At 67.2% G+C, this 25088-nt stretch carries 24 protein-coding genes; 12 read left to right on the top strand and 12 right to left on the bottom strand.

The features are described 5' to 3' along the window. Positions 1–7: 7 nt before the first annotated feature. Positions 8–808, bottom strand: a complete 801-nt coding sequence (locus tag JYA52_RS14900) for a peptidylprolyl isomerase (RefSeq protein ID WP_205653949.1) — start codon at positions 806–808, stop codon at positions 8–10. Between the two features lie 255 nt (positions 809–1063). On the opposite strand from JYA52_RS14900, the gene hisS reads away from it, so the two are divergent. Beyond that, on the top strand, positions 1064–2428 hold the full coding sequence (hisS, locus tag JYA52_RS14895) for a histidine--tRNA ligase (RefSeq protein WP_205653948.1): 1365 nt from the start codon (positions 1064–1066) through the stop codon (positions 2426–2428). 6 nt (positions 2429–2434) lie between these two features. Here the strand turns inward: hisS and JYA52_RS14890 are convergent, their stop codons facing one another. Next, the gene (locus tag JYA52_RS14890) at positions 2435–3700 is read right to left on the bottom strand and encodes an APC family permease (protein WP_205653947.1); all 1266 of its coding nucleotides are present in this window, start codon (positions 3698–3700) and stop codon (positions 2435–2437) included. A 94-nt stretch (positions 3701–3794) separates the two neighbouring features. On the opposite strand from JYA52_RS14890, the gene aspS reads away from it, so the two are divergent. Both aspS and JYA52_RS14880 read left to right on the top strand, forming a co-directional pair. Then, positions 3795–5582, top strand: coding sequence for an aspartate--tRNA ligase (gene aspS, locus JYA52_RS14885; protein WP_205653946.1), 1788 nt, complete (start codon positions 3795–3797; stop codon positions 5580–5582). Positions 5583–5688: 106 nt separating this feature from the next. Then, positions 5689–6477: a GNAT family N-acetyltransferase gene (locus JYA52_RS14880; RefSeq protein ID WP_205653945.1), complete on the top strand. Its 789-nt coding sequence runs from the start codon at positions 5689–5691 to the stop codon at positions 6475–6477. A 19-nt stretch (positions 6478–6496) separates the two neighbouring features. Here the strand turns inward: JYA52_RS14880 and JYA52_RS14875 are convergent, their stop codons facing one another. The 6 genes from JYA52_RS14875 to JYA52_RS14850 form a co-directional block, all read right to left on the bottom strand. Continuing rightward, a complete protein-coding gene (locus JYA52_RS14875) occupies positions 6497–6649 on the bottom strand; it encodes a hypothetical protein (protein ID WP_205653944.1) in 153 nt (50 codons plus the stop codon). 12 nt (positions 6650–6661) lie between these two features. Further along, positions 6662–8050 (bottom strand): MFS transporter, encoded by a 1389-nt coding sequence (locus JYA52_RS14870; RefSeq protein ID WP_205653943.1) that lies wholly within the window; start codon positions 8048–8050, stop codon positions 6662–6664. A 10-nt stretch (positions 8051–8060) separates the two neighbouring features. Continuing rightward, the gene (locus JYA52_RS14865) at positions 8061–8390 is read right to left on the bottom strand and encodes a Dabb family protein (protein WP_205654098.1); all 330 of its coding nucleotides are present in this window, start codon (positions 8388–8390) and stop codon (positions 8061–8063) included. Position 8391: 1 nt separating this feature from the next. Further along, a complete protein-coding gene (chcC1, locus tag JYA52_RS14860; protein WP_205653942.1) occupies positions 8392–10080 on the bottom strand; it encodes a 4-oxocyclohexanecarboxylate 2-dehydrogenase in 1689 nt (562 codons plus the stop codon). Between the two features lie 94 nt (positions 10081–10174). After that, complete coding sequence (locus JYA52_RS14855) at positions 10175–10936, bottom strand: SDR family NAD(P)-dependent oxidoreductase (protein ID WP_205653941.1); 762 nt, start codon at positions 10934–10936, stop codon at positions 10175–10177. A 132-nt stretch (positions 10937–11068) separates the two neighbouring features. Beyond that, positions 11069–11854: an IclR family transcriptional regulator gene (locus JYA52_RS14850; RefSeq protein WP_205653940.1), complete on the bottom strand. Its 786-nt coding sequence runs from the start codon at positions 11852–11854 to the stop codon at positions 11069–11071. A gap of 134 nt (positions 11855–11988) precedes the next feature. Here JYA52_RS14850 and chcC2 point away from each other — a divergent pair, with 134 nt between their 5' ends. Both chcC2 and JYA52_RS14840 read left to right on the top strand, forming a co-directional pair. Beyond that, the gene (chcC2, locus tag JYA52_RS14845; RefSeq protein WP_205653939.1) at positions 11989–13725 is read left to right on the top strand and encodes a 4-oxocyclohex-2-ene-1-carboxylate 5-dehydrogenase; all 1737 of its coding nucleotides are present in this window, start codon (positions 11989–11991) and stop codon (positions 13723–13725) included. A gap of 21 nt (positions 13726–13746) precedes the next feature. Beyond that, positions 13747–14514 (top strand): IclR family transcriptional regulator, encoded by a 768-nt coding sequence (locus JYA52_RS14840; protein ID WP_205653938.1) that lies wholly within the window; start codon positions 13747–13749, stop codon positions 14512–14514. Positions 14515–14565: 51 nt separating this feature from the next. Here the strand turns inward: JYA52_RS14840 and JYA52_RS14835 are convergent, their stop codons facing one another. The 3 genes from JYA52_RS14835 to JYA52_RS14825 all read right to left on the bottom strand — a co-directional run bounded on the left by JYA52_RS14835 (position 14566) and on the right by JYA52_RS14825 (position 18031). Beyond that, positions 14566–15198, bottom strand: a complete 633-nt coding sequence (locus JYA52_RS14835) for a DUF305 domain-containing protein (RefSeq protein WP_205653937.1) — start codon at positions 15196–15198, stop codon at positions 14566–14568. A gap of 148 nt (positions 15199–15346) precedes the next feature. Further along, complete coding sequence (locus JYA52_RS14830) at positions 15347–15835, bottom strand: DUF6153 family protein (RefSeq protein WP_205653936.1); 489 nt, start codon at positions 15833–15835, stop codon at positions 15347–15349. 93 nt (positions 15836–15928) lie between these two features. Beyond that, positions 15929–18031: a copper-translocating P-type ATPase gene (locus tag JYA52_RS14825; RefSeq protein ID WP_205654097.1), complete on the bottom strand. Its 2103-nt coding sequence runs from the start codon at positions 18029–18031 to the stop codon at positions 15929–15931. 267 nt (positions 18032–18298) lie between these two features. Between JYA52_RS14825 and JYA52_RS14820 the strand changes: the two genes are divergently transcribed. Genes JYA52_RS14820 through JYA52_RS14810 form a run of 3 tightly spaced genes read left to right on the top strand, consistent with a single transcriptional unit; the run spans position 18299 to position 21200 of the window. Next, complete coding sequence (locus tag JYA52_RS14820; RefSeq protein ID WP_205653935.1) at positions 18299–19570, top strand: cytochrome P450; 1272 nt, start codon at positions 18299–18301, stop codon at positions 19568–19570. After that, the gene (locus tag JYA52_RS14815) at positions 19563–20867 is read left to right on the top strand and encodes an NAD(P)/FAD-dependent oxidoreductase (protein ID WP_205653934.1); all 1305 of its coding nucleotides are present in this window, start codon (positions 19563–19565) and stop codon (positions 20865–20867) included. Before JYA52_RS14820 ends, JYA52_RS14815 begins: the two co-directional genes overlap by 8 nt. 9 nt (positions 20868–20876) lie before the next feature. Continuing rightward, complete coding sequence (locus JYA52_RS14810) at positions 20877–21200, top strand: 2Fe-2S iron-sulfur cluster-binding protein (RefSeq protein ID WP_205653933.1); 324 nt, start codon at positions 20877–20879, stop codon at positions 21198–21200. Between the two features lie 17 nt (positions 21201–21217). On the opposite strand, the gene JYA52_RS14805 is transcribed toward JYA52_RS14810, so the two are convergent. Beyond that, on the bottom strand, positions 21218–21895 hold the full coding sequence (locus JYA52_RS14805) for an acVLRF1 family peptidyl-tRNA hydrolase (protein WP_205653932.1): 678 nt from the start codon (positions 21893–21895) through the stop codon (positions 21218–21220). 77 nt (positions 21896–21972) lie between these two features. Here JYA52_RS14805 and JYA52_RS14800 point away from each other — a divergent pair, with 77 nt between their 5' ends. From JYA52_RS14800 to JYA52_RS14785, 4 genes are all read left to right on the top strand, one after another. Further along, positions 21973–23478, top strand: a complete 1506-nt coding sequence (locus JYA52_RS14800; protein WP_205653931.1) for a replication-associated recombination protein A — start codon at positions 21973–21975, stop codon at positions 23476–23478. 170 nt (positions 23479–23648) lie between these two features. Next, entirely contained in the window at positions 23649–24275 is a 627-nt protein-coding gene (rpsD, locus tag JYA52_RS14795; RefSeq protein WP_011692125.1) for a 30S ribosomal protein S4, read from the top strand. A 145-nt stretch (positions 24276–24420) separates the two neighbouring features. Beyond that, positions 24421–24792, top strand: coding sequence for a DUF948 domain-containing protein (locus JYA52_RS14790; protein ID WP_205653930.1), 372 nt, complete (start codon positions 24421–24423; stop codon positions 24790–24792). An 18-nt stretch (positions 24793–24810) separates the two neighbouring features. Then, positions 24811–25041, top strand: coding sequence for a DUF6167 family protein (locus JYA52_RS14785; RefSeq protein WP_205653929.1), 231 nt, complete (start codon positions 24811–24813; stop codon positions 25039–25041). Positions 25042–25088 lie beyond the last annotated feature (47 nt).

Raw genomic sequence — 25088 nt, 5'->3', positions numbered from 1 at the left:
GGGCTTCTTACTTCAGAGAGAACGAGTCTATCGTGACTGGTTCCACAGGTGCGCCGTCGGTGGCATTTTCGCCCTTCTTAAGACCTGCCGCCGCAATCTTTGTGACCACGTCCAGCCCGGAGGTCACGGTGCCCACCACCGTGTACCCGCCCGCGGCGTCGGCCGGAATCACGGTGTCCTTGTACACGATGAAGAACTGTGTCCCGTTGCCGTAGGCGTTGCCGCCGGTCCGGGCCACTGCGATGGTTCCGGCCGCATACTTGTTGTTCGCGGGCGTGTTCTCCAGCGGACCCCATGTGTAGGCGGGGTCGCCCTGGCCGTCTCCGCTCTTGGAGCCGCACTGCAGCACGCCAAAATTCTCGGCGGTGGTGAGCCGGTGGCAGCTCACGCCCTTGTAGTAGCCCTCATCGGCGAGGGACTTGAACACGGCGGCGGCCTGCGGCGCTTTGGTGCCGTCGAGCCGCACTCCCACCGCTCCGCGATTGAGTTTGAGTTCACCGGTGAAGACCTTCCCCGCGGCTGTTTCCGGCTTGGGGATGTTGGCGGCATTGGTGGCCGGGGCGGATGGCGACGCCGACGGGGACTGCAGTCCGGCCTCGGCCGCCGCGAATTCCTCCTCGGTCGGGTTGCCGGAATACACCGCGAGCTGAAGCACGACGGCGAGTATCACCGCCGCCGTTCCCGCGCCGACCGCAAGAAGGTTGTCCCGCCTGCGCCGTTTCTCCTGGTCACGGCGAAGCTCGCGCTTGGCTTCCATCTGCTGGATACGGCGCTTGGCTTCACGCATCTCGCGTGGACTTGCCGCCACAGGTCCTCCTCGTTGATCGGGCTGCCCACCAGGGTCACCCGCTGAAGGCATCCCCGGCTGCAGCTGCACAGCGGCAGCGTCTCCGGTCACGGCGGCCGCATTAGAGATGCTGGCGCCGAAAGCATAAACTGACTGCCGCACATAGTTTATGCATGACAGCCTGGACTCCCGCCCCTGCCGCCGTTTTTGATCAATGGCGTTTCGGAATGCTGGGCAGCGGACTCCGGCCGTCGTTACCTGAGGAGAAACTCCACCATGGCACGCACAGCCTCCCTGTCCGGATTCCCCGAGTGGCTTCCCGAGGAGCGGCTGGTGGAGCAGCATGTCCTGGACACGCTGCGGCGCACCTTTGAACTGCACGGCTTCTCCTCCATCGAGACCCGCGCGGTGGAGACGGTGGGCCAGCTGCTGCGCAAGGGCGAGATCGATAAAGAGGTGTATGGCCTCAGCCGGCTGCAGGACGACGAAGGCGAAGCCGCCACCGACGGAGGCAAAGGGAAGCACGACCCGCATGCGCTGGCCCTCCACTTCGACCTGACGGTTCCGTTTGCCCGGTACGTCGTGGAGAACGCCGGCTACCTCGCGTTCCCGTTCCGCCGTTACCAGATCCAGAAGGTGTGGCGGGGCGAGCGTCCCCAGGAGGGCCGTGCGCGTGAGTTCACCCAGGCGGACATCGACGTGGTGGGGGACGGCGAGCTGCCCTTCCGCTACGACGTCGAGATCGCGCTGGTCATCGCCGAAGCGCTTGGCGCCCTTCCGATTCCGGACTTCCGGCTCCGCATCAACAACAGGAAGCTGGCAGAGGGTTTCTACCGGGGCATCGGGCTGGACGACACTGCCGGCGTGCTGCGCAGCATCGACAAGCTGGAGAAGATCGGTCCCGCCAAGGTGGCCGAGCTGCTCAAAACCGAACTCGGTGCCACCGACGACCAGGCGCAGGCGGCCCTCAAACTTGCCGGCATCCGCACCGAGGACACCTCCTTCGTCGGGCAGGTCCGTTCGCTCGGGGTGAGCAATGAACTCCTCGAGGAGGGCCTGGACGAACTCGAGCAGGTCATCGAGGCCGCCGTGAAGCGTGCACCGGGCAAGGTCATCGCCGATTTGAGCATCGCACGCGGGCTTGACTACTACACGGGCACCGTCGTGGAAACGGTGCTCGTCGGCCACGAGCAGCTCGGATCCATCTGCTCCGGCGGCCGGTATGACGCCCTGGCGACCAAGGGCAACCGGAAGTTCCCCGGCGTCGGGCTCTCCATCGGTGTGACCCGGCTGGTGTCCCGCATCCTCAGCCAGGACCTGGCGAAGGCTTCCCGCTCCGTTCCCACCGCTGTCCTCGTCGCCCTGAACGCAGACGACACGTGGGGGGAGGCCCAGGACGTGGCGACGCAGCTGCGCAGCCGCGGCATCGCCACCGAAGTTGCCGCGAAGGCGGAGAAGTTCGGAAAGCAGATTAAATTCGCTGACCGCCGCGGCATTCCGTTCGTCTGGTTTACCGATGATGAGGGCAAGCACCAGGTGAAGGACATCCGCTCGGGGGTGCAGGTCGACGCCGATCCGGCGACCTGGACGCCGTCGGACGAGGACTTGCACGTCCAGGTCACCGGAACCTCCCCGGAGTAGGCGGTTTTACCCGGTGGTGCTGCGGCGGCGCCGCAGCACCACCGCCCGGGCCGCCACGCCCGCGGCCAGCACAGCCGCCATGGTCAGGACTGACGACGGCGGCAGCGTGAATGCCAGGACCAGGCAGCCCGCAAGCCCCGCGGCATTGAGCCACCTCGGCGCGTGCCACGGACGGTGCGGAAGGCTGTACGCCGCCGCGTTCGCCACCGCGTAATACACCAGCACGCCGAAGCTGGAGAAGCCCACCACCGTCAGCACGTTGCTGGTCAGCAACAGCACAACCACGACGGCGGCAACGGCCAGTTCGGCGACGAACGGCACCGTGTGGCGTCCCCCGATCCGGGCCAGCGGACCCGGCAAATCACCCTCCCTCGCCATGGCCATGGCAGTGCGCCCCACGCCCGTAATGAGTGCCAGCAGTGCGCCCAGGGACGCCGCGGCGGCTCCGGCCTGCACGAATGCGGCCCCGGCGGCCAACTCCGAAGTCCGCACCGCTTCCAGCAGCGGGGCCTCGGATCCTGCCAGCCGGGACAGCGGAAGGTGCTCCAGCAGCAGCAGAGCCAAGGCGAGATAGATGCCGAACGCTGCCGCAAGGGCGCCCAGGATGGCCCGCGGGATGACCCGGGCGGGGTCCTTCACCTCCTCGCCGAGCGTCGCGATGCGTGCGTATCCGGCGAACGCGAAGAACATCAGGCCCGCGGCGGGAAAGACACCCCAGGCGCTGCCTGCGCCGTCGGGAGCTGCCGCGGCGGGTGCGGCGTCCACCGGATGGGGGCCCAGGATGCTGGCGGCAGCCACAAAGGCGAGGGTGGCCAGGACGATGCCCAGGAGGATGCGCGTCAGGAAGGCCGTCCGGGTGATGCCCAGAAGATTGACGCCGGTCAGCACTGCTACGGCCGCGATGGCCAACGGAGTCGCGTATCCCGGGGCGACATACTGCCCGAAGGTCAGCGCCATGGCCGCGCAGGATGCGGTCTTGCCGGTCACGAACCCCCAGCCGGCGATGAAGCCCGGCCATTCTCCGAGCTGCTTGCGGCCGTAGACATACGTTCCGCCGCTTTCCGGGTATTTGGCGGCGAGCTGGGCGGACGCCACGGCGTTGCAATAGGCGACGGTGCCCGCGATGACGATGGACGCGACGAGCAGCGTTCCCGCCAGCCCGGCGGCCGGGGCGAAGACCACAAAGACGCCGGCGCCCAGCATGGATCCGAGGCCGATCGACGTGGCGTCAAACACACCAAGCCTCCGCTGCAGGCGCTGATGCTTCGTCATGGCGGGGCAGGGACCTTTCCAGCGGGTAAACTCGGACGGGATCGTTCCGCAACGATCCTAATGAAATTTCTGTCTTCCTTCTGAAAGGAATGTTGTGCTGCGCACACATGACCTCGGGTCGCTCCGCTCCGAGCATATTGGACAAACCGTAACCCTGGCCGGCTGGGTAGGTCGCCGCCGTGATCACGGTGGTGTCGCATTCGTCGATCTGCGTGACGCTTCGGGAGTGGCCCAGATCGTGGTCCGTGAGGAAGAGGTGTTCCACGGCCTGCGCAACGAATACGTCCTGCAGGTGACCGGAACGGTGTCCAAGCGCCCCGAGGGCAACGAGAACCCGGCACTCGCCACCGGCGAGATCGAGGTCATGGCGGACAAGGTGATCATCCTCAACACCGCGGAGCCGCTGCCCTTCCAGATCGACGAGCACGTGGAAGTGGGCGAGGAAGCACGGCTCAAGCACCGCTACCTGGACCTCCGCCGTCCCGGCCCCAGCCGCAACCTCCGTCTCCGCTCCGAGGCCAACCGCGTAGCACGCGAGCTCCTGCACCGCGAGGGCTACGTGGAAATCGAAACCCCGACCCTGACGCGTTCGACGCCTGAAGGTGCCCGCGACTTCGTTGTCCCCGCACGCCTGGCGCCGGGTTCCTGGTACGCGCTGCCGCAGTCGCCGCAGCTTTTCAAGCAGCTGCTGCAGGTGGGCGGGTTCGAGAAGTACTACCAGATCGCCCGCTGCTACCGTGACGAGGATTTCCGCGCCGACCGCCAGCCGGAGTTCACCCAGCTGGACATCGAAGCCAGCTTCGTGGACCAGGACGACATCATCTCGCTCGGCGAGAACATCGTGAAGGCACTCTGGAAGCTGATCGACGTCGAGATCCCGACGCCGATCCAGCGCATCACGTACGCGGACGCCATGGCCCGCTACGGTTCCGACAAGCCGGACCTCCGCTTCGGCCAGGAACTGACCGAGCTGACCGAATTCTTCAAGGACACCAACTTCGGCGTCTTCAAGGCACCGTACGTCGGCGCCGTCGTCATGCCAGGCGGCGCATCCCAGGCACGCCGCGCCCTCGACGCGTGGCAGGAGTGGGCCAAGCAGCGCGGAGCCAAGGGCCTGGCATACGTGCTGTACAAGGAAGATGGCGAGCTCGCCGGCCCCGTGGCGAAGAACCTCACCGACACCGAACGTGCCGGCCTGGCCGACGCCGTAGGCGCCAAGCCCGGTGACTGCATCTTCTTCGCCGCCGGTGAGAAGACGCCCTCCCGTGCGCTGCTCGGCGCGGCCCGCGTGGAGATCGGCCACCGCACAGGCCTGATCGACCCCAATGACTGGGCCTTCTGCTGGGTGGTGGACGCGCCGATGTTCGAACCGGCCGCCGCCGCTGTGGCATCCGGCGACGTCGCCGTGGGCGGTGGCCAGTGGACGGCCGTCCACCACGCCTTCACGTCCCCCAAGCCGGAGTTCCTGGCCTCCTTCGACAAGGATCCGGAATCGGCGCTGTCCTACGCCTACGACATCGTCTGCAACGGCAACGAAATCGGCGGCGGCTCAATCCGTATCCACGAGCGCGATGTCCAGGAGCGCGTCTTTGAGCTCATGGGACTCGACCGGGCGGATGCGCAGACCAAGTTCGGCTTCCTGCTCGAGGGGTTCAAGTACGGCGCCCCCCCGCACGGCGGCATCGCCTTTGGCTGGGACCGCGTTGTTGCCCTGATGGCAGGGGTGGACTCCATCCGCGACGTCATCGCGTTCCCGAAGTCCGGCGGCGGCCATGACCCGCTCACGGACGCTCCGGCGCCCATCACCGCGCAGCAGCGGAAGGAAGCCGGCGTCGACTTCAAGCCCGAGGCCAAGAAGCCCGAGGCGAAGCAGGGAGAGTAGCTGCAACAGGCTGCGCTTCCACGCATTAGCCAATATGGGGCTCCCCGGAAACGGGGAGCCCCTGCTGTTTGGCTGGACACCCGGCAGCCGCAGAAGGAGGACCTCGATGACGGCCGACCCAATCCCCGCCCTGGAAGTGCTGATGGACGCCGCGTGGCCGGCGCCCGACCGCCACGACACGGGCGAGTGGGTGCTCCGGGCCGCTGAGGGCGTGACGCAGCGGGCGAACTCCGTCTGGCCGCGCGCGTCCGCGGCGGACCCTGCGGCCGCCGCGCGGGAGGCCGTGGCGTGGTACCGGAAGCGCCGGCTGCCGGTGATTTACCAGGTCTTCGACAACGCTTCTGCAGCCCCGCTGAATGCCCTGCTCGACCGTCTGGGCTTCACCAATCAGTCCGAAACGCTCGTCATGGCGATGGGGCCGGCGGCGCCGGAGGGTCCGCTGCAGGTGGGTCCGCTGCCGGCGGATGCCGCCGTCGAACTCGCCGAGCATCCCTCCGCGGAATGGCTGGAGCTGTGGTGGTCGGTCGACGGCCGCGGCGGCGCCGGGGCGCTGGAGACCGCCCGGGCCATCCTCACCGGCTGCCCCTCGCTGTACGCCCTGCTGAGGGACGACGGCGGCAGGCCGGCCGCCGTCGGACGGCTCGCCCTCGCCGGCGGTTACGGCGGTTTGTATTGCATGGCCACCCGACCCGACGCCCGGCGCCGCGGTTATGCGACCCGCGTCCTGCGCTCATTGCTGGGGGCCGGCGCGGCACGGAAGCTGGATGGCTACTGGCTCCTGGTGACCGCAGCCAATCCAGGAGCCAGGGAGCTGTATGCCCGGTCAGGATTCCGGGAGGCCGGCCGCTACTTTTATCGGCAGGAGCGGCCCCGGCGGCACCTGACCGGGTGCTAGAACCCTCGCCGGACGGACGTCATGCCTCTGTGTGCTCGTGCAGCAGTCCGACCCATGGCAGGCAGGTCAGCGTGCCGGGAACGGCACATCCGCAGACCGTCCCGGGATCGTCCGGCGGCTGCACCGGACCGTCGTGCCGGCGTTCCGGCAGGCTCTGGCGGATGTCAGTCATCGTCAATCACCGCTACAGGGCGGCCTGTTGCGGCTGCTCGGCTGTGGCTGACCTGCGGCGACGAGCGGTGCCCTCCAGATACGGACCGCCCAGTTCGTCGATCGGCGTCCTGAACGTCTCGCGGGAGTAGAACGCGGACGCCGCGGCAATGAGCATGCACACGGTGCCGAAGACTGCCACGGGAATCCAGCCGGTGGCGCCCGGGGCCAGCAGCATGCCGGCGATCATCGGCCCGAACCCGGCGAGGACCAGGCCCAGCTGGTTGCCCAGTGCCATGCCGGTGTAGCGGACCGGAGCGGCGAACTGCTCGGCGAAAAATGCCGGCCAGATGCCGTTGAAGCCCGAGTAGAGCACGGTCATGTTCAGGAAAGCCGCCAGGAAGACCAGGACGATGTTGCCGGAGGACAGCGCCAGGAAGTACAGGAAGATCGTGGCTGAGCACCCTATTGCGGCGGTGAGCAGGAGGGGCCGGCGGCCGATCCGGTCCGAAAGCTTTGCCGCCAGCGGCATGGCAAACATGGACAGGCCGATGGCGACGGCGTTGACCGTCAGGATGGACGCCCGGTCGAATCCTGCGGTGGACGTGGCGTATGCCAGTCCGAAAACCGTGAAGATCGTCTGCATCACGGACATGATCGACATGCCGGCAACGCGCAGCACATCCGGTGCCTGGAAATGGAGCACCTCCTTGACGGGCATTGGGGTTACCTTGTTCTGCTCCTGGGCCTCTTCGAAGACCGGCGTCTCGTCCAGGTGCGTCCGGACCCAGTAGGCGATGGCAAGGACCACGATGGAGAGCCAGAACGGGATGCGCCAGCCCCAGCTCATCATCGCCTCCTGCGGCAGCGCGGTGACCGGAATGAACACGAGGGTGGCCAGCACCATGCCGGAGGCGTAGCCGGTCATCACGAAGCTGGTGAAGAACCCGCGCTTGCCGTCGGGGGAGTGCTCGAGCGTCAGCGTGGACGCACCTGCCGATTCCGCGCCTGCGGAGAAGCCCTGGGCCAGCCGGCCGGTGACCAGGAGGATGGGTGCCCAGACACCAAGCTGCTCATAGGTGGGCAGGAAGCCGATGCCAAGGGACGCGAGGCCCATGATGCCCAGGGTCAGCAGCAGGATCTTCTTCCGGCCCAGCCTGTCGCCGAAGTGGCCCATGACCAGCCCGCCGACCGGCCGCGCCACGTAGGCGACGCCAAACGTGGCGAAGGCACCGATCAGGCCGATGGCAGGGTCGGCGGACGGGAAGAACAGGTGCGGGAACACCAGGGCGGCGGCCGTTCCGTAGATGAAGAAGTCGTAATACTCCAGCGTGCTGCCGAGGAAGGACGCCAAAGCGGCCTTGACTGGCGTTTTCCGGGGAGCTTGTTGTGTTGCTGGCTCAGGTGTGGATGCAGACTGCATGGGAGTCTCCTTAAGACTGCGTTGTCTTAGTGGTCGCCGCAGAGGTGTCCCCGAGGTGGAAGTCCACCGAGAGGATCTGCTGGCTGTTGGGGAACGAGTACGCCTTCAGTGGCTCGTGCAGCGGGTGGGTGTTGTACACCGCGATGTCCTCGACCGTTTCGAAGTCGGCCACGATGGCGTAGTCGAAGGAGCGCTCGGTGCCGAGGACGTCCGCGCCGTGGCTGAGGCTGAGCATGCCGGGGATCTTGCCGGCCATGTTGTTGAGGCCTGCTATCCAGGCCTGCTTGTCGGCCGGAGGGAATCCCGGCTTGAACTTGAAGAGCACCGTGTGGCGGATCATCTCAGGCACCCACCAGTTCCGCGGTTTGCCCATCCTGCTCGGCAGCCTCGCCAGCCGACCGGTACTCCGGTGTCTGGCCGGCGAGGGTGCGTCCGGCGAGGTAGCCCATGGTCATGATCGGTCCAAGGGTGGCCCCGGCGCCGGGATAGCCTGCCGCGTAGGCGTTCTCGGTGGTGTTTCCGGCGGCGAACAGGCCAGGGATGGCGCGGTTGTCGACGTCGAGCACGCGGGCCAGCCCGTCGGTAGCCACGCCGCCGTTTGTGCCGAACGCGCCGTTGACCACTTCGAGGGCGTAGAACGGTCCGGTTTGCAGCGGACCCAGGGAGGGGTTCGGCCACGGGCAGTCGTCGTCGCCCCAGTACTTGTCGTACGCACTTTCGCCGCGGCCGAAGTCGGGATCCTCGCCCCTGACCGCGTACTTGTTGAACCGCGCCACGGTCGCGGCGAGGTTCTCCGCCGGAACGTGGATCTTTGCGGCCAGTTCCTCAAGGGTTTCCGCCTCGATCAGGTAGCCGGGGGTCGGCTGGCCGGCGCGGTGCGCCATGATGCCGTAGCGCTCCAGGTACGCGTGATCGACAATCACGTGGGCCGGCGTGTTCAGGGTGCGGTTTGCGGCGGAGTCCCAGGACTGCAGGCTGCGGGCGAGGTCGTTGTAGTTCTGGGATTCGTTGGAGAAGCGGCGGCCATGGCGGTTCACCATGATCGAACCCGGGCCTTGGCGTTCGAAGCGGAGCAGGGTGCCCACAGGCTTCCCGTCGCGGGTGTCTCCGGTGACGGACATCGGCGCCCACCAGGCTTCGCGGGTGCCGCGGGTCTGGCCGCCGATGCGCTGGGACATCCGCAACCCGTCCCCGGTATTCGAGGGCGGCGAACACATGGTGTACAGCCGTGAGGCCAGCATGGAGTCGGCCAGGGCCTTGTCCCATTCGAAGCCGCCGGTGGCCAGCACCACGCCGTCGTTCGCCGTGAAGCGTTCGCCGGACTCAAGCTCGACGCCGGTCACCCGGCCCTCGTCGGTGAGCAGGCGGTGCCCGCGTGCTCCTGTGACCAGGGCGGCACCGTCGCGGACCAGGCTGGCGAGCAGCATGGAGACGAGCGCCTGTCCCTTGGCCACGAGCCCCTCGTCCTGGCGGCCGGCCAGTACGTCCCACGGGAATTTGGTGAAGGCACCCCACTCTTCGTATTCCTGCATGGTGAACGGCGCCCGGCCGTCGCTGCGCACGTGCTCCCTGAGCGGGCCCAGGGCTTCCCTGCTGTTGAACAGCTCGGGCTCCACCGTGCGGCCGCCCTCCACGGCACCGGGCAGGTCCTGCCGGTAGTCGGGGAAGTTGTCGAGGAAAATAAAGCGGACGCCGCACTCCTCTTCGACGAAGCGCAGCATCTGGTCGCCATAGTCCAATGCCGCATCGAGCAGTTCCCCGCGCCCGCGTCCGCGGGCCACGGCGCGCACGTACTGTGCGGCGGCTTCCTTCGAATCAGCAATGCCGGCCTTCCGTGCGTGGTGGTTGTCCGCCACCCAGAGCATGCCGCCGGAGACGGCGGAGGTGCCGCCCAGCAGTTCGCTCTTTTCGAGGACGAGGACCGACTTGCCGGCACGGGCTGCGGTGGCCGCCGCGGTAAGGGCGCCGGCACCGGAGCCGACGACGACGACGTCGTAGTTTTCCGCTGCGGTTCCTTGGACGAATTTCATGGGTATTGCCTTTCAAAAGGAAGGAAGCATGCGCAGAGTTCCGCGCTGTATCTCTGCGAAGGGGCTGCCGCGGCCTGAGCCTGCGGAGGCCGGGTCAGACGGCGGTGTAGCCGCCGTCGATCACGAGCTCGGAGCCCGTGGTGAAGCGCGATTCGTCCGAGGCCAGGTACAGCACGCCGTAGGCGATCTCATCCGGCTGGCCCTGGCGGGGCAGCGGATTGGAGCCGACCAGCTGCTTGTAGTACGCCTCGGGTCCGATGTCGGACTGTTCGGCCGAGCGGCGGCTCATCCGTGTGTTCATGGATCCGGGGTGGATGGAGTTGACCCGGATGCCGTAACTTCCGTAGGCCGCCGCATCCGACTTGCTCAGGAGCCGGACGGCGCCCTTGGTGGCGTGGTAGAGCGGCACGTTCCTGCCGCCGGTGATGCCGTGGATGGAGGAGAAGTTGACGATGCTCCCGGTGCCTTTTTCGATCATGCCGGGGACCACGTGCTTGGTCATCAGCCAGACGCCCTTGACGTTGACATTGAAGATTAAATCGAAGTCCGGGACGGATGCCGTGTGGGACGCGCCGGCCGGGCCGATGATTCCGGCGGCGTTGACCAGGACGTCCGGTGTGCCCAGTTCGTTGCGGACCCGGCGGACGGCGTCGGCGACGCTGTCTTCGCTGGTGACATCGACGTCGTACTCGCTGATGCTGGCATGGGCCGAGGCGGCAGGGATGCCGGCAACGTCCAGGCTGGCAACTCGTGCGCCGTGTTCAGCCAGCAGGGCGGCGGTGGCGCTGCCCAGGTCTCCGCGCCCTCCGGTGACGATGGCGGTCTTTCCGGCCACCCGGTGCTGTGTGGGGTTCATGTGGTGCTCCTCGTGCTCCTGCAGCCTCGTCGCTGCGTCCCAGCCAGACTGGCAGGAGGGCTGTGACTGGAACCACACGATTACCGATGAACGGAAAAACCAACTTTCGGTGACTCTGTTCAGTGACTTCGTTCAGTGACTCTGGCGAAGAGTGCCCTTCAGCTCGCCCCGCCAGCCCAGGGACCGGGAAATGCCGCGGGCCGCCGCCATCAGGACGGGCACCCGGGCGGCCGTGTTTTCCTCGTTGCGCGGCACCACCACGCTGAGCGCGGCGCGGACGGTGTTGTCCGGGCCGAACACGGGCACGGCAATGCCGCTGGATTCCGGCACGATCACGCCCGGCATGGCAGCGAAGCCGCGCTGCCTGATCTCGGCCAGGTGGCGCCGGAGCACAGCGGGATCGGTCAGGGTGGTTTCGGTGAACTTGGTCAGGGGCCGGGCCAGGAAGCTGTCCTGGTAGGCGGCGGGGGAGTGGGCCAGCAGGACCAGGCCCGAGGACGTGGCATGCACGGGCAGCCGGCCGGCGATCTTGGTGATGTCGACGATTGTCTTGTCGGAGCCCAGCCGCTCGATGTACAGGACCTCGTCCGAATCCAGGATGCCCAGGGTGGTGGAGTGCTGCACCACTGCCTGGACATCCTCCATGAACGGCAGGGCAGCCTCCCGCAGCCCCAGCATCTTGGATCCACGGGAGACGAGTTCCCACATGCGGGTGCCGATGTGGATGTCGCCGCCGGGTTCGCGTTCGAGGAGCCGTTCCAGCAGCAGGTCGTTGACCAGTCGGTAGGTCGTGGTCACAGGCAGGCCGGTCCGGCGCCCCAGCTCGGCGACGCTCATGGACGTGTGGCGGTCGTCGAACGCGCTCACGATCCTGACGAAGCGGCCGATGATCGACTCGCCCGATGGGGAATTGGCCACGTTTCCTCCTTCGGATTCCCGCTCAATGGTAATCCTCCTCCCGGGCGCCGGTGCCGCCGGGTCTACTGGGGGTTTGGCAGTCTAGGCCGCTGGCCGCAAGGATGCGGGCAGCCGGCAGAACGGGAGCAGGAACCATGAGTGAAACCGGAAAGAAGATGGTCTGCGATGTCCTCGTCATTGGCTCGGGCGTGGCCGGGATGGCCGCGGCGTTGAAGGCCGCTTCGCGGGGATTGAGCGTGATCGTTGCGGAAAAGGAACAGTACTTCGGCGGAACCACTGCCATATCCGCCGGCTGGGCCTGGGTCCCCGGCAACAAGCAGGGCGTGGCGCAGGGCGATACCAGGGCAGAAGCCGAGACATACCTGAAAAACCTGGCCCCGGAGACGTTCAACGCAGCTGGCGTCCGGGACTTCCTGGAGACCGTGCCCGAGGCGATCTCCTTTTTCGAGAACGAAACCGAGGTGAAGTTCACCTACCCGGAAAAGTCTCCGGACTACCAGATGGACCTTCCCGGGGCGAAGCTGTCCGGCCGTGCCATCCTGCCGCAGGATGTTGACGCGCGCGTACTGGGGGACAAGCGCCTGCTGATGCAGCCGTACATGAGTTCCTACACAGTGTTCGGCTACATGCCGCAGGTGGGGCCGGACATCAACGAGTTCTTCCACGTCAACCAGTCGGTCAGGTCGTTCGTCTATGTGGCCAAGAAGCTGCTGCGCACGTGGGCGGACGCCGCCCGGTACAAGCGTCCCGTCCTGCGCTCCAACGGCAACGCCCTGATGACGCGCATGGTCAAGAGCGCCGATGACCTGGGCGTGCGCCTGTGGAAGTCTTCACCGGCCCTGTCGCTGACGCGCGACGACGCCGGAACCGTCACGGGCGCCGTGATCGGCGGTGAGCATGCGGCAACAGTGACGGCGCGGCTCGGCGTCATCCTCGCCGCGGGCGGTTTCTCCGGCAACAAAGAACTGCGGCAGCAGTACTTCCCGCACGACGCCGACGGCGACGACCACTTCACGCCGACCGTGGGCCACGGCGGGGACGCCGCCACCCTGGCGATCAGCGCCGGCGGGCACATCGACGATTCCGTGTTCAGCGTCGGTTCCTGGGCGCCGGTCACCGTCTTCAAGTACCTCAACGGCCAACAGCGGCTCTTTCCACACCTGCGGGCTATCGGCCTCCCCGGCCTGATCGCCGTCGACCGCCGCGGCAAGCGCTTCGGCAACGAGGCCCTGAGCTACCACGACTTCGGCGGCGCGATGATCGGCCACAACAAGGACAAGGACAAGACGTTCGGGTATGTGGTCGGCGATGCCAAGACGATGCACAAATACGGCATCGGCTATGCCAAGCCCTGGCCCATGCCGCGCGGGTATTTCTACAAGACCGGCTACCTGGTCAAGGGGGACACCCTGGCGGAACTTGCCGGAAAGCTCGGCATCGACCCCGAGGGCCTCGCCGCGACCGTGGCCGAATTCAACCCCGCCGCTGAGCGCGGAGAGGATCCGGCATTCGGTCGCGGCTCCACCCTCTACAACCACTTCCGTGGCGACCTGGAGCACACGCCGAATCCGAACCTCGCCCCCGTGGGCAAGGGCCCGTATTACGCCGCGAAGATCCAGATGGGCGACCTGGGCACTTTCGCCGGGATTGGCGTCAACGAGCACTCGGAAGTGGTCACCGCTGAGGGAACGGCCATCCCCGGCCTCCTTGCCGTCGGCGCGGCCGCGGTGAGTGTTTTCGGCGGCGGCTACCCGGGCTACGGCTCGCACATTGGGCCTGCCCTCGTGTTCGGCTACCGCGCAGGCCGCGACATCGCCGCGCTCGCGGCTGCCCGCGGTGCGGACCGCACGGCCAACGTGTCAGCCGGCTAAGGCGCCCGGCCGGAGGCGTCCATGGCAAACTCGCCATCGGGTGAATCGGTGATCAGCCGCGTCGTGCGGCTCATGAGTGCGTTCGACCGGGACCTGCCGACCATGACGCTCTCCGGCCTGGCCCGCCGCGCAGGCCTGCCCCTGACCACCGCCCACCGGCTCGTGGACGATCTGGTCCTGCACGGCCTGATCGAGCGGCTGCCGGACGGGAACCTGCGCTCCGGGATGCGGATGTGGGAGCTGGCCGCCCGGGGTTCGCGTGCGCTGAACCTTCGTGAGCTCGCGCTGCCCTTCATGGACGATGTCCAGGCGGCCGTCCACCAACACACCACGCTGGCAGTGCTGGACCACGGGACGGTGCTCTACGTGGAGCGTCTGTCCTCGCCTGCATCCAGCCTGGACGCTGCCCACATTGCCCAGCGAATGCCGATTCACGCGGCCTCGTCCGGCCTCGTGCTGCTGGCCTTCTCTCCGGCACGCTTCCAGGACGAGGTGCTGACGCGCCCGCTGGCGGCGGTGACCCCTGAAACCATCACTGACCCGGGCCTCATCCGGAAGCACCTGGCCGACATCAGGCAGCGCGGCTACGTGGCACTGCCGGGCATCGGCGTCACGGAATGGACCGGCATTGCCGTGCCCGTCTTTGGCCCGGACAACGGCATTGCGGCCGCGCTCAACGCCATCGTTCCGCGGCAGGAAGCCGCCGTGCCTTTGATTGTTCCTGCGCTCCTGACAGCCGCCCACGGGATATCGCGGGCATTGAAGGCCGCTGCGGCGACCCGGCGCTAGCCGCCGGCCCGGCCGAAGGGATGGCAGGGCCGGCGCCGGATGGAGCGCCGGTTACAGGCCGGCCAGCAGCTTCTGCATTTCCTGGATTTCGGCCTCCTGGGCGGCCACGATGTCCTTGCTGAGCTGAACGGCGTCGAAGTTCTTCCCTGCGGTGTTTTCCGTCTTGGCCATCATGATCGCGCCTTCGTGGTGGGCGATCATCTGATTCAGGAAGAGCCTGGCCGCTGCGGCGCCTTGGGCAGTGTCGAGCTTCTTCATGTCTTCATCGCCCATCATGCCGCTCATGCTGTGGCTGGTATGGCCCGAGGGCATCTGGGCGGGCTCGCTCCAGCTCTTCAGCCAGCCGGACATCATGTCGATCTCCGGGCCCTGGGCGGCCTTGATCTTCGTGGCCAGGGCCGTCACTTCTGCAGGGACGTTCTGCTTCTTCAGCATCATGTCGCTCATCTGGACGGCCTGGGCGTGGTGCGGAATCATCATCTGCGCGAACGTGACGTCCGCGGCGTTGTGGTCCGCGGCCGCAGCCGGGGCACTGGTGGCGGGCGCACTGGCGGGTGAGCTGGTGTGGTCCATGCCCGGCATGGATGTGCCGGATGTTCCGGTGCCGGACCCGCTGGCGCAGCCGGCAAGGGCCAGGACCGCGGCGAGGGCGGTGGCGGAAAGGGGCAAGAGCTTCTTGTTCATGGAAAATCAGGTCCTTCAAAGTCAGTCGGCGCATGGCGCCGTCGGGGGAGCATGCATCACCAGATGCGGTCTGGTGGCCCCGGAAAGGGGGCTCAGTAAGGGACGTGCGCCTGGAAGCGGTCGCTCCCAGCGCAAAGCGGTCCCCTTTTTACGTCCTGCTGACGGACAGCTCACCCGGCGAAGGACTGCCGGGACGGTAGGAATAGGACCCGGGGACCGCCCCGGGTGCCCTGGCGTTGGAGATGACGCCGAAAACCGCCGGGCCCGGAAGCGGGACGGACAGTGACCCGGTCGTCCCCGACGGTGTGCAGGAGACCGTCATCGTGTGCATGCTTGCGCAGCTATCGGAGCACGAGCACTGGTCTACGACGATGCTGGGAGCAGTGTGCCCGTCTGAAGAATGATGGGCTGGGGAAGGGTCGGTGGCGCCCTGCTCCGCATGACCATCCGCTGCCGCGGAGTGTGTGTGTCCCGCGCCGGCGCCGGCGGCGGCAGTGAGGGCGGCCGGGGAGTGGATGCTGTGGCCGCCGGTGATGACGTGCATGCCCAGGATTCCGGCGAGCACTGCCAGTATGCCGGCGAGCAGGCCCGCACGGTGGAGGAACACCGACGCGACGTTCCGGGGGGATGCGGCCATGACGTTCCTCCTTCCATTCGGGCTGCGTTTTTCTAGGCTACCGGCTCGGAGCCGGCGGCTTCCGGTGTCCCCGGTGGTGTGCCTCCTTCCGGGTCAACGAACCTCGGCGGGGTTCAGTTTCACCCGTCGCAGGAGCTGGGCGTTCAGCGCAACCACGATCGTGGACGCGGACATCAGGACAGCTCCGGCGGCGGGGGAGAGTACGACACCGGCGAAGGCGAGCACTCCGGCGGCCAGCGGGACGGAAATGATGTTGTAGCCGGTGGCCCACACCAGGTTCTGCCACATCTTCCGGTAGCTGGCCCGGGACAGGTCCACCATGGACAGCACCGCGCGGGGGTCGTTGCCGGCCAGGACCACGCCCGCCGATTCCATGGCCACGTCGGTGCCGGCGCCGATGGCGATGCCGACCTCGGCCCTGGCCAGCGCCGGGGAGTCGTTCACGCCGTCCCCGACCATGGCGACCTTCAGTCCGCGGGCCTGAAGCTCGGCGACCTTCTTGTCCTTATCCGCGGGCAGGACTTCGGCGAAGACCTCGTCGATGTTCAGCTCCGCCCCGACGGCTTCGGCGACCTGGCGGGCGTCACCGGTGATCATGGCGACCTTGATGCCGCGGTTCTGCAGCGCGGTGACGGCCTGGTGCGACTCCTCACGGACGGCGTCCTCAAGGCTCACCGCACCCAGGACACGGTTCCCGGCCACGACGTGCAGCACAGCTGCCCCGCGGTCCATCCACTCCCGGGTGGAAGCAGCCAGTGTTTCGGGTTCGGTGATTCTGAGTTCCTTCAGGAGGGCGGGGCCGCCGACCTGGAGGGTGCGTCCGTCCACGGCGGCGCGCACGCCGCGGCCCGTCATGGAGGTGAAGCCTGTGGCCTGCGGGATGTCCAGGCCCTGTTGGCTGGCTGCCTTGACGATCGCGCGTGCCACGGGGTGTTCGCTGTCGGATTCGGCGGCGGCGGCCAGGGCGAGCAGCCTCTCGCGGCTGGAGCCGTCGGAAACGGCGACGTCTTTGAGTTCGGGTTCGCCCTTGGTGAGGGTTCCGGTCTTGTCGAACAGGACGACGTCGATGGTGCGCATGCGCTCCAGCGCCATCCGGTTCTTGATCAGCACTCCGGCGCGGGCTGCCTGCTCGGTGGAGATGGCGATGACCAGCGGGATAGCCAGGCCGAGGGCATGCGGGCACGCGATCACCAAAACCGTGACGGTCCGCGTGACGGCGTCCGGGACGCTTCCCAGCAGCGTCCAGGCGATGAAGGTGATGAGACCGGCAACGGTGGCGAAGTAGAACAGGAAGGCCGCGGCCCGGTCCGCCAGCGCCTGCGCCCGTGAGGAGGACGCCTGCGCTTCGGCGACCAGCCGCTGGATCCCGGCCAGTGCAGTGTCATCCCCGACGGCGCTGACACGGACCCTGACGGTGTTGTCGGTGGCGACCGTTCCGGCAACCACCGGGTCACCGACGGACCGGAGCACGGTCTTGGATTCACCGGTAATCATTGATTCATCGAACTCGGCCTGGCCGCCGATAACGGTGCCGTCTGCCGGCATCCGCGCCCCGGACCGGACCAGGACCATGTCCCCGGCGCGGAGCTCGGAGATGCTCACGGTTTCGGTCCCGGCGTCCGTGATGCGTTCTGCCTCGTCCGGCAGCAGGGCCGCGAGGGCGTCCAGGGCTCCCTGGGCGGAGCCGAGGGCGCGCATTTCGATCCAGTGGCCCAACAGCATGATGGCTACCAGCAGGGCCAGCTCCCACCAGAAATCCAGGTCGAAGCCGCCAATGCCCAGGCTGGTGACCCAGGAGGCAACGAAGGCGACGCTGATGGCCATGCCGATCAGCAGCATCATCCCCGGTTGCCGGGACTTGAGTTCATTCAGGCCGCCCTTCAGGAACGGCATGCCTCCATAGAAGAAGATCACCGTTCCCAGCACGGGCGGGATCCAGGCTGACCCCGGGAACTCGGGCGGCATGTAGCCGAGCAGATGCCCGAACATCGGGCTGAAGTACACCACCGGCACCGACAGGACGAGGGTCAGCCAGAACCGGTCCTTGAACATTGCCGTGCTGTGCCCGGCGTGCTGGCCGTGGGCGTGGACGACGTGGTCATCGTCGGGGCCGTGTCCTTCATGGTGGCCGTGATGGCCGTGATGGCCGGGCGCGGTGGCCGCGGAATGGTTGTGGTGCTGAGTGAGGTTTTCCATGATTCCGCGCATGTCAGGTCCATTCCTTGAGGAGAAGTTATGGGTGCTGGGGTTGAACGGCTGTGACGGCGATGCAACGCACCGGCCTGGACATACCACTTCACTGACAACACGACCAATATACCCCTGGGGGGTATCGATGACAAGGGACTTTCACAACCGATGAACGGAAGTCCTGTGGGGTCGGAGCTGCTGAACTCGGCATTGTGAGTTGAGACGTAGGTCACGTCGAGTAATCCGGAAAGAAGGACGATGATGTCTGCCCCCATGACAGAAACACCCCCGGTATCCGCGGACGAAAGCAGCCGAGAACGCACAGAGTTGCCCGCGTATTCGCATGAACTGAGCTGGCCCGAGGGAATGGCGCCGTTCAAGGTCGTCGATGACGGAACGCAGGGCGATCCCTACGCACACTATGAATGGATGCGGGAAAACGCCCCCGTGCTGCGGGCCCACTCGCCCGTATCTGATGTCTGGTTCATCTCCCGGTACGACGACGTCCGCCGGGCGATGCGTGCCCCGAAGGTCTTCTCCTCCCAGGTTGTGGACCCCGTTCCGCTGACCTTCCTCACGCTGTTCGACGCCCCTCACCACACGCGGCTTCGCCAGGTCGTTGCGCAGGCCTTCATTCCGAAGGCCATCGCCCGCTTTGAGGAGCGGGTCCGCGAGAACGCCGAAAAGTACCTGGCCCCGATGCTCGCTGCCGGCCGCGGCGACGCCGTCGACGATTATGCGATTCCGCTCAGCATGTCCACCATCAGCGCCCTGCTGGACGTGCCGGCGGAGGATTTCGACAAAATGAAATTCTGGTCCGACGAGACCTTCAGCTACTTCGGCCGGCTCGCCCGCAACGCCCAGGGGACCGGCACCGACGAGCAAAGCACTTTCGAGTTCTTCGCGTACCTGAAGGACACCATGGAGCGGCTCTACCGCGAGGAGAGCGACTCCGTCGGCGGGCACATTGCCCGGATGTGGAAGACCGGCCTGCTCAGCGAGAAGGAAGCCAAGGAACTCTGCGCCTTTGTTTTCGTCGCCGGACACGACACCACCACCATCCTGCTGGCCAACGCGTTCCGTGTCTTCAGCGAACAGCCCGGGCTGCTGGACCGGATCCGCGCGAACCCCGACGACGCCACCCCTTTCGTCGAGGAACTGGCCCGCTACCGCGGCACAGTGCAGCGCGCCAGCCGGATCACCACGGAGGACGTGGAGGTCGCCGGCGTGACAATCCCTGCCGGGGCCATAGTCCGCCTGCTTCCGGCCGCAGCGAACCGGGACAGCAGCAAATACCCCGACGGCGAACGCTTCGACATCGACCGCAACACCGACGGCCACCTCGGCTTCGGCCACGGCGTCCACAGTTGCCTGGGTGCGCCCCTCGCACGGCTTGAGGTCCTGGTCACGGTGAAGCTGCTGGCCGAGAAGCTGGAATCCCTGGCCCTGGATCCCAACAGGCCCATCGAATACGTGCGCGGAAACAACCTGACGAATTCGGGGCCGGAGCACCTCCACGTGATCCTGGAGCAGTTCAATGCGTGAGCGGGAAGCAATGGCCGGGACCACCGCTCCCGTGGTGATCGTGGGCGCCGGGCATTCCGGCGTTGCCGTTGCTGCGGGACTCCGTGCCCGGGGCTGGGAAGGAGGCATTCTGCTGCTCGACGCGGAGAACGAGGCGCCCTATGAACGCCCTCCGCTCTCCAAGGACCTCCTGAAAGACGGCGCGCCCGATGGGTCCGCCGTCCTGCGCAAGGAGAAGTTCTACCAGGACAAGCGCATCGACAGGCTGGCGGGCAGCACCGCGGAGTCAATCAACAGGAAGGGCCAGACAGTCCTGCTGTCCGATGGCAGCCGTCACGCCTACCACCGGCTCGTCATCGCCACGGGTTCGCGGGCCAGGCCGCTTACGGTGCCCGGCGCCGGGCTCGCCGGGGTCCAGTCCCTGAGAACGCGGGACGACGCCCTCGAACTCAAGCGGATGCTGGTTCCGGGGGCCCGCATTGCCATCATCGGCGCCGGGTACATCGGGCTGGAAGTGGCCGCCGCGGCGGCCGCGCGGGGCTGCGAGGTCACGGTCCTGGAGTTCCAGGACCGTGTGATGAGCCGCGTCACTTCCGTCCCGGTATCGCGCCATTTCGAACGGCTCCACGAGCGGCACGGTGTGCGGTTCGTGTTTGGCGCCGCCGTCACGGCGATTGAAGGAGGCGGCCGGGCCGAGCGGGTGGTTACTGCCGACGGCGAAGTGTTCCGGGCCGACGTCGTCCTGGCCGGGATCGGCGTGCTGCCAAACCAGGAGCTCGCCGCAGACGCCGGACTCGACTGCCGGGACGGCATCCTGGTGGACGGGGACTGCCGGACGTCCGATAGTGCGATCTACGCCACCGGTGACGTGACGCGGTTCACCAGCCCGGTCGACGGCGCCAGCCAGCGCCTGGAATGCATCCAGAACGCGGTGGCGCAGGCTGACAAAGTTGCCGCCCACATCACCGGCCATGAGGCCGCAGATCCTGAAATCCCCTGGTTCTGGACCGTCCAGCACGGTGTCCGGCTGCAGACCGCCGGGGTGCGCCACCCGGAGGATGAGGTCATCGTGCGCGGCGATCCTCTCACCGGCAGGTTCTCCGTGGTCTATCTCCGTGACGGCCGCCTCTCGGCCGTCGACACCATCGCGGGCCTGGCCGACTTCCGGCCGGCCCGGAAGCTGATCGCCCAAAGCGCCCTGATCGAACCGATTCTGGCGGCGGACCCCGGAATCCCCCTCGCGGACGCGATTCTCAAGGATCTCGATCCCACCGACCCCGATCCCACCGACGCTGCCCCCGCGGCAGCCCGAATCTAAGGAACAGCCATGAGCAACAACAAACTCACCGTCGTCGACCGCGAAGGCTCCACCCACGACCTCGAATGGGAGCCGGACCAGACCCTGATGGAGGCCCTGCGTGACAACGGCCTTCCGGTCCTGGCCTCGTGCGGCGGCACCGCTTCCTGTGCCACCTGTCACGTATTTCTCGAGAAGGAGGTCTTCGACACCCTGGGTGAACGCAGCGAGGATGAACTGGAACTGCTCGCCGAAGCCGAGGGCTACCGGGAATGCGGCTCCAGGCTCTCCTGCCAGTTGGGATTCAGCCGGGACCTCAACGGAGTCACCGTCACCCTGGCTCCGGAAGAATAGCGGAGGCGCGGCCGCGGCTAAACCGGCGGATCGTTCACCGTGACCCGCACGGCGCAGGCGTCCGCCGCGGCCTTTCTCAGGACGGCCGCGCGGGGATCGGGGACATCGAGGTACGCCAGGCGCGGCAGCCGGGCATACGCCTTGAGGACGGGCTGCTCCAGCACCTGGTCCGCCAATGCCCTGTCACCGCCCGGCACCAGATACTCGAAAACCTGTCCGTTAAAGACGAGCCTGGCCTGTTCAGCGACAGCCTCCACCATCGCATCGGCCTGGTTGGAGCGTCGTCGGGCGAACCTCTGCTGGGACTGGCCTCCGGCGGCCGTCCGGGACTGCACATACTTGGAGCCGGTCTTGGACGCACGGACGACACCCTCGCTGGCGACGGCCACTCCATACCCTCCGCGACGCACCAGGAGCAGGCCAAGGCTGCGGGGCTGGGAGGCCAGCGACGCCAGCCGCTCCACGGGACCGGGACCGCGCCCTGGCCTGCCGTCATTCCGCCAAGGCGGCTGCAGCAGTGCGCTGGCGCCGTCGGCCGCAAGCAGCCGCACGCCGTCGTCGTTGTCTTCAATCGCCAAGGCGCCGTGGCTGGCACCGAACCGTTCCACCCAGCCGGCCAGCCGCAGGCCAGCCACAAACGCCGTGCGGGAGGACGGCGGAGCGGAACGCCCGGCCGGTGAACCGCTGTGTGGCATTGCCGAATCCCCTGCTTCCCGTGAGCGGACCTCGCCCGCTGAATCCTGCCTGCTGAATCTATGAGTAGCCTATCTATGTGGATGATCTCTTTGGCTCCGGGCGGGGCGACGACGACGACGAAGACGGCGACGCCGCCCTCAGCGCGGGCAGCCGCCTGCCGCCCGGGAGGCCGGGCGCGTCCCGGAACACCTCGCCGCGCAGCCCGCTGGCCGTCCGCATGCGGCCGCGCACCATAGATGAAGTGGTGGGTCAGCAGCACCTGCTGGGGCTGGGTTCGCCACTGCGCCAGCTGGCCGCCGGCGCCGACGCCGGGGGCCCCGCCGGCCCCAGCTCCCTCATCCTCTGGGGGCCGCCGGGCACCGGGAAGACAACCCTGGCGCACGTGATCGCCAGGGGACCGGGGCGGAAGTTCGTGGAGCTGTCGGCCATCACCGCCGGAATCAAGGACGTGCGCCGGGTCATGGATGAGGCGCTGACCGCCCGAGACCTGTACAAGACCACCACCGTGCTGTTCCTGGACGAGATCCACCGCTTCAACAAGGCCCAGCAGGACGCGCTGCTGCCTGGTGTCGAGAACCGCTGGGTGGTGCTGGTGGCGGCCACCACCGAGAACCCGTCGTTCTCGGTGGTCTCGCCCCTGCTTTCCCGCTCCCTGCTGCTCACGCTCAAACCGCTGACCGACGCCGACATCGAAGGCCTGCTGCAGCGCGCCGTGGGGGATGTCCGCGGCCTCAACGGCAAAGTCCGGCTCACCCCGGAGGCCCTGGACCACCTTGTGCGGCTGTCGGGCGGCGACGCGCGGCGGGCCCTGACAGCGCTCGAGGCGGCGGCCGGTGTGGCGTTTGGTGACGCGGACGACGTCGCCCCTTCCCCGGAAGGCACTTCCGACGACGGCACTTCCGACGCCGGCGACACCTCCGGCGGCGGCACGGCGCCTGAGGAGCCGGTCACCGTGGAGCTGCGACACACCGAACGTGCGCTGGATGCTGCGGCGGTGCGGTACGACCGCGCCGGCGACCAGCATTACGACGTAGCCAGCGCCTTCATCAAATCCATCCGCGGCTCCGACGTGGATGCGTCACTGCATTACCTGGCCAGGATGCTGGAGGCGGGGGAGGACCCGCGCTTCGTGGCGCGCCGCATTGTGATCTCGGCCGCGGAGGACGTGGGCATGGCAGACCCCACCGCCCTGCTGACCGCCGTGGCGGCAGCCCAGGCAGTCCAGCTGATCGGCATGCCGGAAGGCCGGATTGTCCTTGCCGAGGCGGTGGTCCATCTGGCCACCGCGCCGAAGTCCAACGCCGCGTACATGGGCATCAACAAGGCCATCGCCGATGTCCGGGCCGGGCTGGGCAACGGGATCCCGGCGCATCTGCGCGATGCGCACTACCCCGGTTCGAAGCAGCTGGGCCACGGAGTGGGCTACAAGTACGCCCATGACGCCCCGCACTCCGTGGCCAGCCAGCAGTATCCGCCGGATGACCTCGTGGGCCGTGACTACTACGAACCCACCGGCAACGGCGCCGAGCGTGACATCGCGGTGCGGCTGGAGCGGCTGAGGAAGATCATCCGGGGCAAGTGAGCTTCTGGTAGGATTGATCGTTGTCTGGCAAGGCACGGACGCACAATCCACCGAATTTTAGTTCGACGGAGCTGTGCCCTGTGCCCAGTAGCAAAAGGCAGCGGTTGGCCGATGCTCTCCATCGTGGAGGCCAGTAACACTGACACACCGCAGATATTGGAAGGACACAAGTGGCTAACAACACTCGTGCTCGCCGTACCGCACGCCTCTCGCGTGCACTCGGCATCGCTCTCACCCCCAAGGCCGCCAAGTACATGGAGCGCCGCCCGTACGGCCCCGGTGAGCATGGCCGCGCCCGCAAGAAGCAGGACTCCGACTACGCCGTACGTCTGCGCGAAAAGCAGCGCCTGCGCGCCCAGTACGGCATCCGCGAAGCCCAGATGACCCGTGCCTTCGAAGAAGCACGCCGCACCAAGGGCCTGACCGGTGAAAACCTGATCGAACTGCTCGAAATGCGTCTCGACGCCCTCGTGCTCCGTGCCGGCTTTGCCCGCACGATCGCCCAGGCCCGCCAGCTGGTTGTGCACCGCCACATCCTGGTTGACGGCATCCGCGTTGACCGCCCGTCCTTCCGCGTCGGCGAGGGCCAGCTGGTCCACGTTCACAGCCGCAGCGAAACCATGCCTCCGTTCCAGGTCGCAGCAGCCGGCGCACACCGCGACGTCCTGCCCCAGGTTCCGGCCTACCTGGACGTCAAGCTTGACGCCCTGCAGGCACGCCTGGTTCGTCGCCCGAAGCGCTCCGAGGTCCCCGTGACCTGCGAAGAGCAGCTCGTCGTCGAGTTCTACGCACGCTAAATCTTCGGCAGCGTATCCAAAGAAGCCCGTGGCAAGCGCCGCGGGCTTCTTTGTATGTAAGGTACTTGGGGGACATCCGCGGTTGCAGCACGCTGACGCCGAGCACGATGTACCGTTCCACGGAGTTTCAAGGAGATGAACGTCTATGTCTGGTGGCGATATTGCCGGCCTGATCGCGGCCGGGGTATTTGCGCTCCTGGTCCTGTTGCTTGCTGTCCCCATCCTCAAGCTGGGGCGGGTGTTCGATGAGGTGCGGACCTCGATCCGTTCCATCAGCGACGGAGCAACGCCCCTCATGGACGAAGTCACGGCGACTGTCTCCACCACCAACCAGCAGCTGAAGAAGGTGGACGGCATCGCGTCCAACGTGTCGGACGCCTCGGCGAACATCTCGGCGCTGTCCTCCCTTGTCGCCGCCACGGTGGGCTCCCCGCTGATCAAGGTCGCCGCCTTCAGCTACGGCGTTCGCTCCGCCCTCGCCGCCCGCAAGAAGCCCGCCGGCCGTCGCAGCCGCTAAGCCACCCGGAGAACTGAAATGAAGAGACTTGTCTGGATGGGCATCGGCGTTGCCATTGGTGTCATCGCGTTCCGCAAGGTCAGCGAGGTGCAGTCAAACCTGGGCCCCGAAGGCCTGAACCGGGCCGTGGGACGGCTGGCAGACGGCGTCTACGACTTCGCCGACGCCGTCCGCGCGGGGATGCGTGAGCGGGAAACCGATCTGCGCACTGCGCTCGGCGTCGAATCCCAGGACGTTGTCCGCCGCTAGGTGCGGGCGCGTGCCGGAAACGCGCGAGAATTAAACTGGTGGTCCGT

The sequence above is a fragment of the Arthrobacter pascens genome, assembly GCF_017052465.1.
GTDB classification, from domain to species: Bacteria; Actinomycetota; Actinomycetes; order Actinomycetales; family Micrococcaceae; genus Arthrobacter; species Arthrobacter pascens.
This window is presented reverse-complemented; position numbering and strand designations above follow the sequence as displayed.

Bases quoted from the DNA above. Each gene is read 5' to 3' on its own strand.
- hisS (WP_205653948.1), top strand. From the start codon at position 1,064: ATGGCACGCACAGCCTCCCTGTCCGGATTCCCCGAGTGGCTTCCCGAG.
- JYA52_RS14890 (WP_205653947.1), bottom strand. From the start codon at position 3,700: ATGACGAAGCATCAGCGCCTGCAGCGGAGGCTTGGTGTGTTTGACGCC.
- JYA52_RS14880 (WP_205653945.1), top strand. From the start codon at position 5,689: ATGACGGCCGACCCAATCCCCGCCCTGGAAGTGCTGATGGACGCCGCG.
- JYA52_RS14875 (WP_205653944.1), bottom strand. From the start codon at position 6,649: ATGACTGACATCCGCCAGAGCCTGCCGGAACGCCGGCACGACGGTCCG.
- JYA52_RS14870 (WP_205653943.1), bottom strand. From the start codon at position 8,050: ATGCAGTCTGCATCCACACCTGAGCCAGCAACACAACAAGCTCCCCGG.
- JYA52_RS14865 (WP_205654098.1), bottom strand. From the start codon at position 8,390: ATGATCCGCCACACGGTGCTCTTCAAGTTCAAGCCGGGATTCCCTCCG.
- chcC1 (WP_205653942.1), bottom strand. From the start codon at position 10,080: ATGAAATTCGTCCAAGGAACCGCAGCGGAAAACTACGACGTCGTCGTC.
- JYA52_RS14855 (WP_205653941.1), bottom strand. From the start codon at position 10,936: ATGAACCCCACACAGCACCGGGTGGCCGGAAAGACCGCCATCGTCACC.
- chcC2 (WP_205653939.1), top strand. From the start codon at position 11,989: ATGAGTGAAACCGGAAAGAAGATGGTCTGCGATGTCCTCGTCATTGGC.
- JYA52_RS14840 (WP_205653938.1), top strand. From the start codon at position 13,747: ATGGCAAACTCGCCATCGGGTGAATCGGTGATCAGCCGCGTCGTGCGG.
- JYA52_RS14835 (WP_205653937.1), bottom strand. From the start codon at position 15,198: ATGAACAAGAAGCTCTTGCCCCTTTCCGCCACCGCCCTCGCCGCGGTC.
- JYA52_RS14830 (WP_205653936.1), bottom strand. From the start codon at position 15,835: ATGGCCGCATCCCCCCGGAACGTCGCGTCGGTGTTCCTCCACCGTGCG.
- JYA52_RS14825 (WP_205654097.1), bottom strand. From the start codon at position 18,031: ATGGAAAACCTCACTCAGCACCACAACCATTCCGCGGCCACCGCGCCC.
- JYA52_RS14820 (WP_205653935.1), top strand. From the start codon at position 18,299: ATGACAGAAACACCCCCGGTATCCGCGGACGAAAGCAGCCGAGAACGC.
- JYA52_RS14815 (WP_205653934.1), top strand. From the start codon at position 19,563: ATGCGTGAGCGGGAAGCAATGGCCGGGACCACCGCTCCCGTGGTGATC.
- JYA52_RS14810 (WP_205653933.1), top strand. From the start codon at position 20,877: ATGAGCAACAACAAACTCACCGTCGTCGACCGCGAAGGCTCCACCCAC.
- JYA52_RS14805 (WP_205653932.1), bottom strand. From the start codon at position 21,895: ATGCCACACAGCGGTTCACCGGCCGGGCGTTCCGCTCCGCCGTCCTCC.
- JYA52_RS14790 (WP_205653930.1), top strand. From the start codon at position 24,421: ATGTCTGGTGGCGATATTGCCGGCCTGATCGCGGCCGGGGTATTTGCG.
- JYA52_RS14785 (WP_205653929.1), top strand. From the start codon at position 24,811: ATGAAGAGACTTGTCTGGATGGGCATCGGCGTTGCCATTGGTGTCATC.